The organism is Pseudomonas sp. NPDC089743, assembly GCF_044748785.1.
GTDB lineage: Bacteria > Pseudomonadota > Gammaproteobacteria > Pseudomonadales > Pseudomonadaceae > Aquipseudomonas > Aquipseudomonas putida_X.
Genome location: NZ_JBIVGS010000002.1, coordinates 634,215 through 650,387, shown reverse-complemented (window position 1 = coordinate 650,387; position 16,173 = coordinate 634,215). Strand labels below are relative to the sequence as shown.

12 protein-coding genes are annotated in these 16,173 nt (G+C 62.1%); 2 read left to right on the top strand and 10 right to left on the bottom strand.

All coding sequences use genetic code 11. The features are described from left to right. Positions 1–2: 2 nt before the first annotated feature. A complete protein-coding gene (locus ACIPZC_RS06510; RefSeq protein WP_003251427.1) occupies positions 3–416 on the bottom strand; it encodes an NADH-quinone oxidoreductase subunit A in 414 nt (137 codons plus the stop codon). 676 nt (positions 417–1,092) lie between these two features. Here ACIPZC_RS06510 and ACIPZC_RS06505 point away from each other — a divergent pair. Then, positions 1,093–2,070 (top strand): AraC family transcriptional regulator, encoded by a 978-nt coding sequence (locus ACIPZC_RS06505; RefSeq protein ID WP_400625689.1) that lies wholly within the window; start codon positions 1,093–1,095, stop codon positions 2,068–2,070. Positions 2,071–2,127: 57 nt separating this feature from the next. Here ACIPZC_RS06505 and ACIPZC_RS06500 read toward each other — a convergent pair whose 3' ends face one another. The 7 genes from ACIPZC_RS06500 to ACIPZC_RS06470 all read right to left on the bottom strand — a co-directional run bounded on the left by ACIPZC_RS06500 (position 2,128) and on the right by ACIPZC_RS06470 (position 10,520). Further along, positions 2,128–3,237 (bottom strand): hypothetical protein, encoded by a 1,110-nt coding sequence (locus tag ACIPZC_RS06500; RefSeq protein ID WP_400625687.1) that lies wholly within the window; start codon positions 3,235–3,237, stop codon positions 2,128–2,130. A 194-nt stretch (positions 3,238–3,431) separates the two neighbouring features. Next, complete coding sequence (locus ACIPZC_RS06495) at positions 3,432–5,345, bottom strand: tyrosine-protein phosphatase (RefSeq protein ID WP_400625685.1); 1,914 nt, start codon at positions 5,343–5,345, stop codon at positions 3,432–3,434. Positions 5,346–5,505: 160 nt separating this feature from the next. Continuing rightward, a complete protein-coding gene (locus tag ACIPZC_RS06490; RefSeq protein ID WP_267822672.1) occupies positions 5,506–5,970 on the bottom strand; it encodes a DUF1348 family protein in 465 nt (154 codons plus the stop codon). Positions 5,971–6,093: 123 nt separating this feature from the next. Beyond that, the gene (locus ACIPZC_RS06485; protein ID WP_400625683.1) at positions 6,094–7,275 is read right to left on the bottom strand and encodes an MFS transporter; all 1,182 of its coding nucleotides are present in this window, start codon (positions 7,273–7,275) and stop codon (positions 6,094–6,096) included. Between the two features lie 74 nt (positions 7,276–7,349). After that, a complete protein-coding gene (gene dkgB / locus ACIPZC_RS06480) occupies positions 7,350–8,153 on the bottom strand; it encodes a 2,5-didehydrogluconate reductase DkgB (protein ID WP_349974485.1) in 804 nt (267 codons plus the stop codon). A 236-nt stretch (positions 8,154–8,389) separates the two neighbouring features. After that, positions 8,390–8,884: a DUF934 domain-containing protein gene (locus ACIPZC_RS06475; RefSeq protein WP_400625681.1), complete on the bottom strand. Its 495-nt coding sequence runs from the start codon at positions 8,882–8,884 to the stop codon at positions 8,390–8,392. After that, complete coding sequence (locus ACIPZC_RS06470) at positions 8,868–10,520, bottom strand: nitrite/sulfite reductase (RefSeq protein WP_241803349.1); 1,653 nt, start codon at positions 10,518–10,520, stop codon at positions 8,868–8,870. Before ACIPZC_RS06470 ends, ACIPZC_RS06475 begins: the two co-directional genes overlap by 17 nt. 215 nt (positions 10,521–10,735) lie before the next feature. Here ACIPZC_RS06470 and ACIPZC_RS06465 point away from each other — a divergent pair, with 215 nt between their 5' ends. Continuing rightward, on the top strand, positions 10,736–11,812 hold the full coding sequence (locus tag ACIPZC_RS06465) for an ABC transporter substrate-binding protein (RefSeq protein WP_400625678.1): 1,077 nt from the start codon (positions 10,736–10,738) through the stop codon (positions 11,810–11,812). Positions 11,813–12,078: 266 nt separating this feature from the next. Here the strand turns inward: ACIPZC_RS06465 and ACIPZC_RS06460 are convergent, their stop codons facing one another. Together ACIPZC_RS06460 and metH are read right to left on the bottom strand one after the other, a co-directional pair. Next, complete coding sequence (locus ACIPZC_RS06460) at positions 12,079–12,297, bottom strand: DUF2970 domain-containing protein (protein ID WP_241803351.1); 219 nt, start codon at positions 12,295–12,297, stop codon at positions 12,079–12,081. Positions 12,298–12,372: 75 nt separating this feature from the next. Continuing rightward, the gene (gene metH, locus ACIPZC_RS06455; RefSeq protein WP_400625676.1) at positions 12,373–16,080 is read right to left on the bottom strand and encodes a methionine synthase; all 3,708 of its coding nucleotides are present in this window, start codon (positions 16,078–16,080) and stop codon (positions 12,373–12,375) included. Positions 16,081–16,173 lie beyond the last annotated feature (93 nt).

Here is a 16,173-nt window from a genome sequence, read left to right as displayed (position 1 = left end):
CCTCATTGTTTCAGCTTCGCTTGCCGCTTGCGGCGACCTTCGGGAGCCCAATCAAGTGCCCCGACGCGCCAAAGGTAGACAAGACCTGCCAACAGAATTGCTATGAAAACGAGCGCTTCGACGAATCCGGTCCAGCCGCTTTCGCGGACGGACACAGACCATGCAAAGAGGAAGAGGGCTTCGATATCGAAGATCACGAACAGCATCGCGACCAGATAGAATTTGGCGGAAAGACGCAGGCGGGCGCTGCCCACGGGCAGCATGCCGGATTCGAAGGGTTCGTTCTTGGCGCGGCCCCAGGCCTTGCTACCGAGCAGGCTGGACAGGCCGAGCATGAAGGCGCACAGGCCGACGACACCCAGGAGGAAGATGGCAAAGCCCCAGTTGTGGGCGATGAGTCCTGCCGAATCGGACATGCTAGAAATCCTTATACAGAGACCCAGCTCTGCAGTCTGAAATAAGTAGAGCGGCGACGTGGTGTCGCAGGTGCAGTGACCAAATGTCGCAGCTGAATCAATCGCGCTGATTTTATGGGTAAACCTGTTGCAAGTAAAATTTCTGTCGCAAATTTATTCGTAGGATTAAGAACAAAACATGCTCGTAACTGGCTGAAAGCCTTGAAATTCGGGGATTCGGCCTGGTTTTGTCAATTATGTTTCTTGTGCGTGGTAACAGATTGTAGTTTTAGTAATGATAATTAATATCGTTTGCGGCGGCCGATTGGAGTTAATGCGATTGAGCCTTGTTAAGTTCATAGGCCGTTGCCCCCCTCTTGCAATTGCGCGCCGCTATCGTTCTATCAGTGTTGGACACTCGCTGCACCGCTCTGGGTCAATGTTTTTCGAGTGGGTAGAGATGTGCAGGGTGCAGTGGCCAGTGGACAAGTCGGGCTGTGGCTCGCCCGTGCACATGAATGAAAAGCGCCGACACCGATGCAATCGTCCATAGCTGCTGGCTGGGTTGCTCCTGCTACCGGGCTGGTTCAAGCATAGTCCGGATTCTGCGGATTGCCGGGGCTTCGGGTGTCATGCCTGTGTCACGAATGCCTGCTAGCGTGCCGGTCCCGTCCCGCGGCAAAAGGAAAGCCATCAGGTGCACCCCGCCACGCCTCGCAAGCCCTTCCTGCTCCGTTGCGCCGACATGCACAGCGATGATTTCGGCGCCTTGTTCACGCAGCTCTATGGCAACCTGTATGCCGACGTACCGCCACTGGGCGAGGGTATTTCCATCGGCGGGGTGTATGGCCGCTTCGAGGGCATGAGCGTAAGGCGCCTGCATTACCAGGGTGACTTTCGCATCGTCCTGCCCAGCCCGCAGGACGAAATCACCTTTGTACTGCCTACTGCAGGCAAGATCATCTTCGACCATCGCGACGAGTCAATCGGCGGCGCGCAGGTCGGGCTCGCTGTCGACAAGCTCGAGATACGCTCGGTCCGCATCGCCGATGATCATGCCCAGTGTGGCATGTCGATTCGCCGGGGCGTATTTGCCGAGCGGCTGTCGGCACTGCTGGAGCGGCCCTTGGCGGCCCCGATACGTTTCGCGCCGGTAGTGGACCTTGCCGCGCCAGGCTTCCAGGGCATCCGTGCCTTGCTCGAACTGGCCACGGGGACTGAGTTCGATCAATTGATCAATACCGGCCTGCTGATGCCGCTGCGGTTGCAGGAAATGCTGGTCGACGCACTGCTGCAAGCCTGGCCGCACAATTACCGCGAAGCGCTGCACAGGCCGGCTCCATTGCCAGCGCCGCGCCATGTGAAACTGGCCATGGCCTATATCCGTGAACATCCCGCGAGCCTGAGCAGTAGCAGCGAGTTGGCTAGCTTGGCCAATGTCAGCGTGCGGGCGTTACAGGAGGGCTTTCGACGGTTTGCGGGCACTTCGATAGTCGGGTATCAGCGGCAGGTGCGGCTGGAGCAGGCGCGTCAGGTGCTGGCAAGCGAGCAGGGTACGTCGGTGGAGCAGGTGGCGTTACGCTTCGGCTTCACCAATGCGGGGCGGTTTGCCCAGTATTTCAAAGCGGCGTTTGGTTTGCCTCCGGCACAGGTCAGGCGCAGGCATGACCCATGACCTGCGGCAGTGGGCCGTGCTGCGAATCAGATCACGCGCTGCTTGCAATGGATGCGCTCAGGGGAACCTGATCTTGCTGTAGGCGAACTCATTGGCGCCCCGTTCGATGCCCGCCTCGGAGGTTTGCACCTCAACCCGGTCATCGTCGTGAACGACGATTATCTGGTGTGCATCCAGCACCTCGACACCTTCTGGCTTGTTGCTGAACCTCAGTGTGGAGCCGTCTTCGCGGGTCACCAGTTGCGGCGTGCCAGGCTTACCCGCTGCAAACGGTACGACCCATAGAAACCCGCCTATCTTGGTAATTGGCTTGTTAGCAGCATCCACGGATTTTTCCTCGTAGCTGGTAACCGCATAAAGCCTGTCTTTGTTGAACCGGTCATACTCGATGCCGGACAGCCCGACTGTGTGGCCCTGGGCTTGGACGTTGAAGTTCTGGACGGATTTGAACGCTTCCACAAGCGCCAAGGTTCCCTCTTTGAACTTCACATGCGCTGAGATGAGTGTGAAGCCGAAATGCGCGTCAGTTTTGTCGTTTCCGTGCCTGCGAATGCCGATGATCAGTTGGCCGTCTGCCGTCTTTGCCTTCGCCGGCTCGCTCGGCGCCATGGTGATTGCTTCGATTTGATAGTAAGACGCGCCAATCGCCTTCTCGATCTGTTCGCGCAGTGAAATCGAGCTTGTGACCCCGCTGCGCGATGTGGGCGACAGGGGCTTTGCCGCCTCAGGGTCGTCCACGGGCCAGTACAGGATCGTGTTGAGAATGTCGCTGCTCGGATCTTCGTCGGTGCCGGCTTTGTTGAAGGCGGTGCTGGCGATCATGTAGCGGCCATCCAGCGTCTTGGTCAGTGCCTCGTATTTATCGGCTTCTCTTAATGCCTTCCCAGGCAGCACGGTAGGCTCACCACTGATTTTGCCCTGCTCGATGTCAAGGGTGAACAGGGCTGGCCCGCCTGGGGCGGGCAAGCGTTTGTCGTTGGCCAAGAGCAGTTTTCCATTGCTTTCAACCACTGCCGACACTTCACAGTTGACGGGGGTTCCAGGGGCGAAACACGCCGCCGTGTGATGTTCGATGGCCGCGATGCGTCCTGGCAGTTCAGCTGCTGGTGCGTGAGGCGTTGCACTGGCCAAGCCGACTACCAGCGTGATGATTGCTCGCTTTTCCATGGGCACTGTCCTTGTGGGAATGGGAACGTTGCGCAGCAAAGCGTAATCGCAGCAAGCGAGAACAGAAACTGGCATTTTTGGCAGTAGCTGTTCGACATGACCGCCATTGAAGGGGCCGGCATCTTGGCCAGTAGGCACACCCTCGAGAATCGGGGTGTGCAGCCGTGGGGGCCACGCGGCAGCCCCGGCAACTGTCAGAACGCGTAGCTGGCTTTCAGGCTGCCACTGGCCCCATGGCTGTCACCGCCGCCCAACGCCGCTAGATCGGCGCCAATACTCAGCGCGCCAAGGTTGGCCATCAGGCTCACGCCAGCGTTGAACTGGTCACGATTGTCGAAGGCGGCGCGCTGCTCGATATCCAGCCCCAGCAAGTGGCCCTCGCTTTCGACCTCGTGGTCGCCCAGCGCATGCTCATAGCCCACTTGCACGCCGGGCACCCACTGCCAACGGCCCATGCTGAACGGCATGAAGGACGCCTCGAGTCTGGCCATCGCGCTACGGCGGGTCTGCTGCAAGTCGTCCACCTCTAGCGCCAATTCGCTGCCTTTTTCGCTAAACCCGGCCACGTCCACGTGACTGATGCGTACACCCAGGCTCGGCTCCAGCACCACGTGGTTGGTGTTCAGGCGATAGCCCACGGCCAGGCTGGCACCGGCCAGGGTACCGTGGCTGTCGCCTTTGGCCGTGCCCAGGCCGCCTGTGAGGTCGCGCTTGCTGGAATAGTCGAGGTAGCCGGCGCTGGCATCGGTGTCGATGAACAGGCCCTGTTCCAGGCCGCCCGGCGCGAAGCGGGCGCCCAGGCTCAGGAAAGTCAGGTCCGTATCAACCTCGCCACCTGCGCCGCCAACGTTACCGCTGCTGTAGCCGAAACCTGCGTGGCCGCTGAGCTGCTCGGAGAAACGTTGGGTCATGCCGATCATCAGGCCTTGGCTGTGTTCGTTGCTGCTGGCGACACTGGAGGAGCCGTCGGTGCCCAGGTAACCGGCCAAGGCGCTGCTCCACAGGCGCGACTGGCCAACCTTCAGGTCGGTACCGTCGGCGAAGGGCGCGGCGGCGCGGTCGATCAGGGCGCCCAGGCGCAGCAGGTAGCTGGCCGCATCGGCATGCACCTGCCCACCCACGGTGGACTCCACGCCGCCCAGCGTGCCGGCATCGATGGCCGATTGCAGGTAATAGTTGTAGGCGCTGTAGGTGCCTGACAGCGACGTGTCCTGCAGTTGGCGCAGCAGTTGCGCGCCCGCCGCGGCGTTACCGAGCATGCCAGCTTCACCGGGTAACGTGCCATAGCGCACCATTTTGCCGCGCAGCACATAGATCGTTTCCTGGGTAAGCCCCAGGCCTTGCTTGAGGTAGTTGTCCATGCTGCCGTATGCGGCAGTCACCTCATCCAGGCCGGCCTGCAGGTAGCTGGCCTCGACGCCCAGCAGCGGGGCGTAGATTTCGGCCATGCTGGCCGGCATGGCTGCCAGTGTGGCCGCCACGCGGGCGGCGGTGTAGTCGTTGGTGGCGAGGTAGTTGTCCATGATCGTCGCGTCGTCTACGCCTGCGATGCTCAGCAGCACGGCGGCGGTCCAGCCTGTACGGTCCTTGCCCGCGGTACAGTGGAACAAGGCGGCGCCGTCGGCACTGGCCAGCTCGTTGAACAGCACCGAGAATTGCCCACGCATGCCGGCATCGCTGACGAAGGCGCGGTTGGTCTCTTGCATCATGGCGCGTGCCTGGGCAGCGCTGGTGAACGACATGTTGGTGATGTCCGCGCCCGAGGTGGTGCTGCCGATGATGTCGATGTTGGTGTAGCTGGCGCCGGCGGGCAGGGTGTCGGGCGTGGCGGCGATTTCGCTTGGGGTGCGCAAGTCGTATACATCGCTGATGCCAAGGCCGTTGAGCACGGCAAGGTCAGCGGCAGTGGGGGTCAGGGCATTGGTGCGATAGAACACGCCGCTGCGCATCACCCCATCATGACTTGTGCCGTACGCCGATGTGGTGCCGGCGATGTCGCGGAAGTTGTCAATGCCAGCCAGGCGCGGCGTATCGAGCGCATCGGCGGCATGGGCGGCGGAGATTGCGAGTGTGAGCATGGACAGGGAGCAGAACAGACGTTGCAGCACGGCAGAGGCCTCGGAGGGGTATGTGGTGTGGCCACTCTCCGTGGGCAATATGAAACTGAATGTTACATATCAAGGCTGCACGCAAAAGCCTGCGCGATTTGGCCGGGGCCTGCGTGTTCTGTCTGGCCTTGCGGCCGCAGTCAGGCTCCCGGCCGGGTGGTCAGAGCCCTAGTTCGCTGAGCCCCGGATGGTCGTCCGGGCGGCGCCCCAGGGGCCAGTGGAACTTGCGGTCCGCTTCGGCAATGGGCTGCTCGTTGATGCTCGAATGGCGGTTGTGCATCAGGCCATCGGCGGCGAACTCCCAGTTTTCGTTGCCATAGGCGCGGAACCACTGGCCGCTGTCGTCGCGGTACTCGTAGGCATAGCGCACCGCAATGCGGTTGTCGGTGAATGCCCACAGCTCCTTGATCAGCCGGTACTCCAGTTCATGGTTCCACTTGCGGGTCAGAAGGGCCTGAACCTCGGCACGCCCGCGGGGGAACTCGACGCGGTTACGCCACACGGTATCGGGGGTGTAGGCCAACGATACCTTGGCGGCGTCACGGCTGTTCCAGCCATCCTCGGCCAGGCGGACCTTTTCGATGGCGCTTTCGCGGGTAAACGGCGGCAACGGAGGGCGGGACATGGGTAACTCCTTGGCGGTGGTTGGCGTAGAGGAGAGTACTGCCCCCGCTGCAGGGTGGGGAATGGCTGCGACGGGCACTTCATAATTGCGCCCGGTGGAACAATGCAGGGCCCCGCCAGTGCGCTAAATCGCAGCGCCCAGGGCCTTGTCTGCAGCCTTGCCGCGCCCGCCCAGCCAGACCAGTACCAGGGCCACCGCCGCCAGCACGCCGCCCGCCATGGGCACTGCTGCATAACCCAGGTCCAGGCTGATCACCGCACCACCCAAGGCCGCGCCAACGGCATTGCCAAGGTTGAAGGCGCCGACGTTTATCGATGATGCCAGCCCTGGTGCCTCTATGGCGGCAGTCATGACGCGCATCTGCAAGGGCGGCACCACGGCGAAGGTGAACACGCCCCAGACCAGCAGTGCGATGGCGGCGCCGATGTGGCTGCCCAGTACCAGCGGCATCAGCAACATGATCAGCGCCAGGGTGGCGAGGAAAATGCGCGCAGCGCCATCCAGTGACCAGTCGGCCAGGCGCCCACCCAGGCTGTTACCCAAGGTGAAGCCGACACCGATCAGCACCAGGCCCAGCGTGATGAAGCTGTCTGAAGCGCCCGTCAGCGCCGCCAGTACCGGTGCTACGTAGGTGTACAGGGTGAACATGGCGCCGGCGCCAAGCACCGTGGTCGCCATCGCCAGCAGCACGCTGGGGCGGGCGATGACCGCCAGCTCTTTGCGCACGTGGGGCACGCTGCCACGCTCACCTTTGGGCAGCGCGTACCACAGGGCGGCCATCGCCAGCAGGCCGAGCACTGCAGTACCGGCAAAGGCCATGCGCCAGCCGACTTGCTGGCCGACCCAGGTCGCCGCAGGCACACCGCCGATATTGGCGATGGTCAGGCCCATGAACATGGTCGCCACGGCACTGGCCTGTTTGTCCTTGGGCACCACGCTGGCGGCCACGACCGCGCCCAGGCCGAAGAAAGCACCATGGTTGAGGCTGGTGACCAGCCGCGACGCGAGCAGGGTGTAGTAGTCCGGCGAGAGTGCCGAGAGCAGGTTGCCGAGGGTGAAGATGGCCATCAGCGCCATCAGTGCGGCGCGTTTGCCAAAGCGGCTGAACAGCAGGGTCATGATCGGTGCGCCGACCATTACGCCGATGGCATAGGCGGTGATCAGCATGCCCGCGCTGGGGATACTGACTTCGACGCCTTGGGCGATCACCGGCAGCAGGCCCATCGGGGTGAATTCGGTAGTGCCGATGCCGAAGGCGCCGATCGCCAGGGCAAACAGAACCCGTTTTGGGGAAAGCGTGCTCATCAGGAGCTCCGATTGAAAGGTCAATGAGCAGTCGCACCGGCCGGGAACGGGCCGGTGCCGACCTGCAGGGTTCATCAGTCCCAGGCGGGCGCCAGGCTATCCGGGCTGACTTCACGGCCATTGCGCTCGAGCGAGGCAATGCGCGCCATGTCCTCGGCATCCAGTTTCAGGCTGCAGGCGAGCAGGTTGCTGGCCAGGTTCTCGCGCTTGGTGGAGGAGGGGATCACTGCGTAACCCAGCTGCATGGCCCAGGCCAGGGCCACCTGGGCGACGGTGGCCTTGTGCTTGCTGGCGATCTCGGCCAGCACTGGGTCCTTGAGCACTTTGCCGTAGGCCAGGGTCATGTACGAGGTGACGGTGATGCCCTGGTCCTTGAGGTAGGCAGCCAGCTTGGCGTTTTGCAGGTAGGGGCTGAGCTCGACCTGGTTGGTGGCGATTTCACCTTGGCCGACCACGTCGATGGCTTGGCGGGTGAGTTCGATGTTGAAGTTGGACACGCCGATCTGACGGGTCAGGCCGAGTTTCTTGGCGTCGGCCAAGGCGCTCATGTACTCGGCCAGTTCGATGCCATTCCCTGGGGCTGGCCAGTGGATCAGCAGCAGGTCGACGTAGTCGGTGCGCAGTTTGGCCAGGCTTTCGCGCAAGCTGGGGACCAGCCGGTCTGCAGCATAGTTGTCGACCCAGATCTTGGTGGTGATGAACAGCTCGCTGCGCGCTACGCCGCTTTCGGCAATGGCCTGGCCGACGTCGGCTTCGTTCTTGTAGATCTGCGCTGTGTCGATGGCCCGATAGCCCAGCGCCAGGGCTGACTTGACCGAATCGATGACGGCCTGGCCGGTGAGGCGGTAGGTGCCAAGGCCGAAGGATGGAATGCTCATGGGGCTGCTCCTGCTGAGTGATTGGGGTTGAGCCAGAGCTTAGGTGCCCGGGTGCCCAAGTCGTTCGAATGGGGAGCAGTGTGGAGGTTTTGCAGGCGTTGATTAAGACGGGGCAATGCCAAGGTCTTTTGCGCTGAAATCACGAATCATCGGCTGGCTCGTGAATCAGGTGCGGTAAACACCTTTGCTGGGGCAGGCAGGCACGGCCACCCTGCGGTGGCCATGCCGAGTGACGATCAACGGCGGCGGAACAGCGGCAGCGGCTCGTCGGTGGCGGCCTGGTAGGTCACCGAGAAGTCCTTCAGCCCCTGCAGGGCATCTTCCGGGTTCTTGTCGGCACGGATGGCGAAGGCATCGAAACCGCAGCGGGCCATGTAGAACAGTTGGTCACGGAGCACGTCGCCTATGGCGCGCAGCTCGCCCTTGAACTGGTAGCGGTCACGCAACAGGCGCGCATTGGAATAGTTGCGCCCGTCGGTGAAGGCCGGGAAGTTCAGGGCGATGACCTGAAAGTGCTGCACGTCGTCGCCGATCTCTTCCGCTTGTTCATCGCTGTCCAGCCACACGCCCAGGCCACCGTCGCGGGCCTTGAGCAGGTGGGCATGGTCACGCCACAGTTGCAGGGGGACGATGTAGTCGTCGCAGTTGGTCAGCTCGTCGATCGTGGTTTCCTTGGGCAGCAGGTGCCAGGTTTCGTCGACGATCTGGTTGTTCTTAATGATTCGCTGCATAGACGCGTTCCTTGAAGGGGTCGATGCCGATACGCTGGTAGGTGTCGATGAAACGCTCTTCCTCGGTACGTTGTTCAACGTACACGGCGATCAGCTTCTCGATCACGTCGGCCATGTCATCCTGGGCGAAGGACGGGCCGAGGATCTTGCCCAGGCTCGCGTCACGTGCGGCGTTGCCACCCAGGGACACCTGGTAGAACTCCTCGCCCTTCTTGTCCACGCCAAGGATACCGATGTGCCCGACGTGGTGGTGGCCGCAGGCGTTCATGCAACCGGAGATATTCAGGTCGATCTCGCCGATGTCGAACAGGTAGTCCAGGTCGTCGAAGCGGCGCTGGATGGATTCAGCGATCGGGATCGACTTGGCGTTGGCCAGCGAGCAGTAGTCCCCGCCCGGGCAGCAGATGATGTCGGTCAGCAGGCCGATGTTCGGCGTGGCGAAACCACCTTCGCGCAGCTCCAGCCACAGGGCATGCAGCTGACGCTGCTCGACGTCGGCAAGAATGATGTTCTGCTCGTGCGAGGTGCGCAGGAAGCCGAAGCTGTAGCGCTCTGCCAGGTCCGCCACGGCGTCCAGCTGTTTGTCGGTGAGGTCACCCGGGGCGACGCCGGTGGGCTTGAGCGACAGGGTCACGGCCACGTAACCAGGGCGCTTGTGGGCACGGGTGTTGCGCGAGCGCCAGCGGGCGAAGCCTGGGTTCTCGGCGTCCTGGGCGCTGTAGTCGACGTTGTCCAGGGCCAGGTAGTCCGGGTCGATGAAGTGGCGCGAAACACGCTGCACTTCTTCTTCGGTCAGGGTCGTGCTGCCGCCACGCAGGTGGGCCATTTCGGCCTCGACCTTCTCGGCAAACACTTCTGGGGTCAGGGCCTTGACCAAAATCTTGATCCGCGCCTTGTACTTGTTGTCACGGCGGCCGTAACGGTTGTACACGCGCAGGATGGCGTCCAGGTAGCTGATCAGGTCCTGCCACGGCAGGAATTCATTGATGAACGAACCGACCACCGGGGTGCGGCCCAGGCCACCACCGACCAGCACACGGAAGCCCAGCTCACCGGCAGCGTTGCGCACCGGTTCCAGGCCGATGTCGTGCACTTCGATCGCGGCGCGGTCTTCCTTGGAGCCGTTGATGGCGATCTTGAACTTGCGCGGCAGGTAGGCGAACTCTGGGTGGAAGGTGGTCCACTGGCGAACGATTTCACACCAGGGGCGCGGGTCGATGACTTCGTCTGCGGCCACACCGGCGAATTGGTCGGTGGTGGTGTTGCGCAGGCAGTTGCCGCTGGTCTGGATCGCGTGCATCTGCACGGTGGCCAGTTCGGCAAGGATGTCTGGAATATCTTCAAGTGCCGGCCAGTTGAACTGCACGTTCTGGCGGGTGGAGATATGGGCGTAGCCCTTGTCGTAATCGCGGGCGATCTTGGCCAGGGTGCGGACCTGGCGGGCGTTCAGCTGGCCGTAGGGCACGGCGACGCGCAGCATCGGGGCGAAACGCTGGATATAGAGGCCGTTCTGCAGGCGCAGAGGGCGGAATTCTTCTTCGCTCAGCTCACCGGCCAGGTAGCGGCGGGTCTGATCACGGAACTGCTTGACGCGGTCCTCGATGATCCGCTGATCGTACTCGTCGTATACGTACATAAAAGTCCTGTCTCAGGCTGCATGCAGCTATTCGCGCGCACGGCCGCGCACTCCGGTTCGGAGCGGGGAAACGATATCAGGTTGCGTTTATGCGCTAAAGTGATGTTTTTGCATATGAAAAGAACCAAACGAACTAAGTGAGATTGACTGGCATTTGTCCGTCACTCAGTGCCGCAGGTTTATACTCGTGGGTTTGTTGGTAAGGATGTAACCGCATGCTCAAGGCATTGTGCTACAGCTTGTGCCTGAGCCTGCCGCTGGCAGCCAGCGCTCAGGCCGCTTCGGTGGTGTTCCTCAACCCGGGGCTGCCCGGTGAGACGTTCTGGGCCAGCTACTCGCGCTTCATGCAGGCGGCCGCCGACGACTTGGGCATGACGCTGCAGGTGCAATACAGCGCGCGCAATGCCGAGCGCGCACTTGACCAGGCGCGGGCTGTGCTCAACGGACCGCAGCGCCCGGAATACCTGGTGCTGGTCAACGAGCGATACGTTGCGCCGCAAATCATCCGCTTGGCGCAAGGTAGCGGGGTCAAGCTGTTGATGGTCAGCAACGGGCTGACTGCCAGTCAAGCGGACAGCATTGAAGCTCAGCCCACAAAGTACGGCGCTTTATTGGGAACCTTGACGGCCAATGACGAGCAGGCCGGCTACCAGATGCTGCACCAGATGGTCGCCTTGCTGCCGCGCAGTAACACGCCTGTGGACCTGGTAGCGTTCGCCGGGATCAAGACCACGCCCGCCTCGCAGTTGCGTGAACAAGGCATGCGCCGCGCCCTGGCCGACTTCCCTCAGGTGCGCCTGCGGCAGGTGGTCTACGGCGGCTGGGACCGGCAGCGCGCCTTTGAACAGGCGCAGCAGTTGTTGCAGCGCTACCCGGACACCCAGTTGGTGTGGTCGGCCAACGACGAAATGGCGTTCGGCGCCATGCGCGCGTTCGAAGCTGCGGGGCGCAAGCCTGGACGAGATGTGGTGTTCAGCGCCATCAACAGTTCCCCCGAGGCCTTGCGCGCGCGCATCGATGGGCGCCTGGGGGTGTTGATGGGTGGGCATTTCAGTCTTGGCGGCTGGGCCATGGTCATGCTGCATGACGATGCCCATGGTGTGGATATCGCTCGGGACGCAAAGCGCGACCATGTGCTGCCTGTGTTGCAGTCGGTCGATCCGCTCAAGGCCAAACGCTGGCTCAAACTGGCGGAGCAGGACGACTTTGGTGTGGACTTTCAGCGCTTCAGCGCCGAAGGGCGCCCGCCTGCCTACCGTTACCCCTTCCTGACGTCACCTGTCGACTACTGAAAAACCCTGCTTGAGAGAAGGGCATTGCTCGTCTTAACTGCTGGTTGTGAAGTGCATTCCCATAACCACTACAAGAGGCAATGCAATGGGAAATACAACCAAGGCCCGCAAAGCTGACAGCAGCGTCGATGCCTGGGCGATCCTCTGCCTGATCGTCCTGGTGGTGGTCACTGCCGTGTACTGGGTCAGCCACCAATAGCCCTGGCTCCAGACCATGATGCAACCTGAGCCGCCCGCGCAAGGGAATTGCGCGGGCGGGTTGCGTTTCAGCGGGCGGTCAGGTGCAGCGCCAGTTGTACCAGGCCGATCAGGACCAGGATGAACACCAAGGTGAACAGTGCGCCGAGCGCGATGAAATGGCTGGCCTTGCCATGGGTGAAGTCGCGCGCGCGGTTTTTACCGCTCTGCACACCCAGCGCGGCGGCGAGGATGCTGTGCAGCATCTGCCAGAAGGTAGGGGGTTTGCCTTGGCTGGAATCGTCCATGTTGGCTCCGCAATTCAAGAGGCAATCAGGGACAGTGTAGATGGAAGATGGGGCCGCAAAGCGGCCCCGCACAGGTCAGTTGTCGTAGCCCAGGTTCGGTGCCAGCCAGCGCTCGCTGACGCTGACATCCTGGCCCTTGCGTGCGCTGTAGCTGTCGATCTGGTCTTTGTCGACCTTGCCCACGGCAAAGTACTGCGCCTGTGGGTGAGCGAAGTACCAACCGCTGACCGCGGCGGCCGGGAACATGGCGAAGTGCTCGGTAAGGAACACGCCGCTGGGGCCGGTTTCACCGATGGCCGTGCCATCGAGCAGGCGGAACAGCGTGGCTTTTTCGGTATGGTCCGGGCAGGCCGGGTAGCCTGGGGCAGGACGGATGCCGCGGTACTGTTCCTTGATCAGTGCTTCGTTGTCCAGGTGTTCGTCACGCGCATAACCCCAGTGCTCTTTACGCACCTGCTCGTGCAGCCACTCGGCGCACGCCTCGGCCAGGCGGTCGGCGAGGGCCTTGACCATGATCGAGCTGTAGTCGTCGCCCTTGTCCTGGTAAGCCTTCGCCACTTCCTCGGCACCAATGCCGGCGGTGGTGATGAAGCCCCCCATGTAGTCGGTGACGCCGCTGTCCTTTGGCGCGACGAAGTCGGCCAGGGAGAAATTCGGCTTGCCATCGGGCTTGATGGTCTGCTGGCGCAGGTGGTGCAACGTGGCGAGGGTCTGACCATTGTCGCCGTAGACCTGAATATCGTCATCGGCAACCTGGTTGGCAGGCCAGAAACCGAACACGGCGCGCGCGCTGATCAGCTTTTCGTCGATCAGTTTGTCGAGCATCCCGCGGGCATCGTTGTACAGCGAGGTCGCCGCTTCACCCACCACTTCATCGGTGAGGATGCGTGGGAACTTGCCGGCCAGGTCCCAGGAAATGAAGAACGGCGTCCAGTCGATGTACTCGGTCAGGGTGCGCAGGTCGATGTTGTCCAGCACCTTGACGCCTGTGAAGGCAGGGGCGGCCGGCTGATAAGCGGCCCAGTCGTACTTCGGCTTGGCCGCCACTGCCTGCGCATAGCTCAGGCGCTCGGTGCGGGCACTGCGGTTGGCAGTGCGCTCACGCACGTCGACATAGTCCAGGCGGGTTTTTTCAACGAAGTCAGGCTTGAGCTCCTTGGACAGCAACTGGGTGGCCACACCCACTGCGCGGGAGGCGTCGGTCACATAGACCACTGCATCGTTGCTGTACTTGGGCTCGATCTTGACCGCCGTGTGGGCCTTGGACGTGGTGGCGCCGCCGATCATCAACGGCAGCTCGAAGCCCTGGCGCTGCATTTCGCGGGCAACGTGAACCATCTCGTCCAGTGACGGCGTGATCAGGCCGGACAAACCGATGATGTCGCACTTCTCGTCGCGGGCGGTCTGCAGGATCTTCTCTGCCGGTACCATCACGCCGAGGTCGACGATGTCATAGCCGTTGCAGCCCAGGACCACGCCGACGATGTTCTTGCCGATGTCGTGCACGTCGCCCTTGACCGTCGCCATGAGAATCTTGCCCTTGGCTTCGGGCTTGTCACCTTTTTCGGCCTCGATGAACGGGATCAGGTGGGCCACGGCCTGCTTCATCACCCGCGCCGACTTGACCACCTGGGGCAGGAACATCTTGCCCGCACCGAACAGGTCGCCAACCACGTTCATGCCGCTCATCAGCGGCCCTTCGATGACTTCGATCGGGCGCGCACATTGCTGGCGGCACTCCTCGGTGTCTTCGACGATGTGTGCGGTGATGCCTTTGACCAGCGCATGTTCCAGGCGCTTGCCTACCGGCAGTGAGCGCCAGGCCTCGTTTTCGACTTCCTTGGTGGCACCCCCGCCTTTGTAATCATCGGCGATGGCCAGCAGCGCATCGGTACCTTCAGGCGTGCGGTTGAGCACCACGTCCTCGACCCGCTCGCGCAGCTCGGCCGGGATCTCGTCATAGATCTCCAGCTGGCCAGCGTTGACGATACCCATCGTCAGGCCGTTGCGGATGGCGTGGAACAGGAACACCGAATGGATCGCCTCGCGCACCGGGTTGTTGCCGCGGAACGAGAACGACACGTTGGACACGCCGCCCGAGCTCAACGCATAGGGCAGGTGGTCACGAATGTAGGCGCAGGCCTCGATGAAATCCACGGCATAGTTGTTGTGCTCTTCGATGCCGGTAGCGACGGCGAAGATATTGGGGTCGAAAATGATGTCTTCCGGCGGGAAGCCGACTTCATTGACCAGGATATCGTAGCTGCGCTGGCAGATTTCCTTCTTGCGGGCGGCGGTGTCGGCCTGGCCGACCTCGTCGAAGGCCATCACCACCACGGCCGCGCCGTAGCGTTTGCACAGGCGAGCGTGATGCTTGAACTGCTCGACGCCCTCTTTCATGGAGATCGAGTTGACGATGCCTTTGCCCTGGATGCATTTGAGGCCCGCTTCGATCACCTCCCATTTGGACGAGTCGATCATGATCGGCACGCGAGAGATGTCTGGCTCGCCTGCAATCATGTTGAGGAAACGGACCATGGCAGCCTGGGAGTCGAGCATCCCTTCGTCCATGTTGATGTCGATCACCTGAGCACCGGCCTCTACCTGCTGCAGGGCGACTTCCAGCGCTTCGGTGTAATTATCTTCGCGGATCAGCCGGGCGAACTTGGCGGAGCCGGTGATGTTGGTGCGCTCACCGACGTTGACGAACAGCGACTGGCGATCGATGGTGAACGGCTCCAGGCCCGACAGCCGGCAGGCCTTGGCGATCTGCGGAATCTGGCGTGGTTTGTATTTGCCCACGGCCTCGGCGATGGCCTGGATGTGCCCGGGCGTGGTACCGCAGCAACCGCCGATGATGTTGAGGAACCCGCTGGCTGCGAACTCCTCGACTACCGCAGCCATCTCGGCCGGGGTTTCGTCGTACTCGCCGAAGGCGTTCGGCAGGCCGGCATTGGGGTGGGCAGACACGTGGGTGTCGGCTTTGGTCGACAGCTCTTCGAGGTAAGGGCGCAGGTCCTTCGCGCCCAGTGCGCAGTTCAGGCCAACGGAAATCGGCTTGGCATGGCGTACCGAGTTCCAGAACGCTTCGGTGGTCTGGCCGGACAGGGTGCGGCCCGAGGCATCGGTGATGGTGCCGGAGATCATGATCGGCAGTTCGATGCCGTCATCTTCGAACACCTGCTGCACGGCGAAGATCGCCGCCTTGGCGTTGAGCGTGTCGAAGATGGTCTCGATCAGGATCAGGTCGGCGCCACCCTCGATCAGGCCGCGGGTGGCCTCGATGTAGTTCTCCACCAGTTCGTCGAAGGTGACATTGCGGTAGCCGGGGTCGTTGACGTCTGGGGAAATCGAGCAGGTGCGGCTGGTGGGGCCGAGCACGCCGGCAACGAAACGCGGTTTGTCGGGCGTTTCCAGGGTCTTGGCATCCGCCACCTGGCGGGCGATGCGCGCGCCCTCGACGTTCAGCTCGTAGACCAGCGACTCCATGCCGTAGTCGGCCTGGGAAATCTGCGTGGCGTTGAAGGTGTTGGTTTCCAGAATATCGGCGCCGGCGTCCAGGTACGCCTTCTCGATGGCAGCGATGACATCGGGGCGGCTGAGCAGCAGCAGGTCGTTGTTACCTTTAACATCGCTTGGCCAATCGGCGAAGCGCGTGCCACGATAGTCGTGTTCCTCGAGGCGGTAACTCTGGATCATAGTACCCATGCCGCCGTCGAGGATCAGGATGCGCTCATTGAGTGCGTGCTGGAGTGCTTGGAGACGAGCGCTGCGGTCGGACATAGGAACTACCTGGTCGGGCAAATATCAGAAGGTGCGGAATCATAACAAAGCTGCGCGGTTTTTAGGCGCACCGGCCATTCGCATGAATTTCGT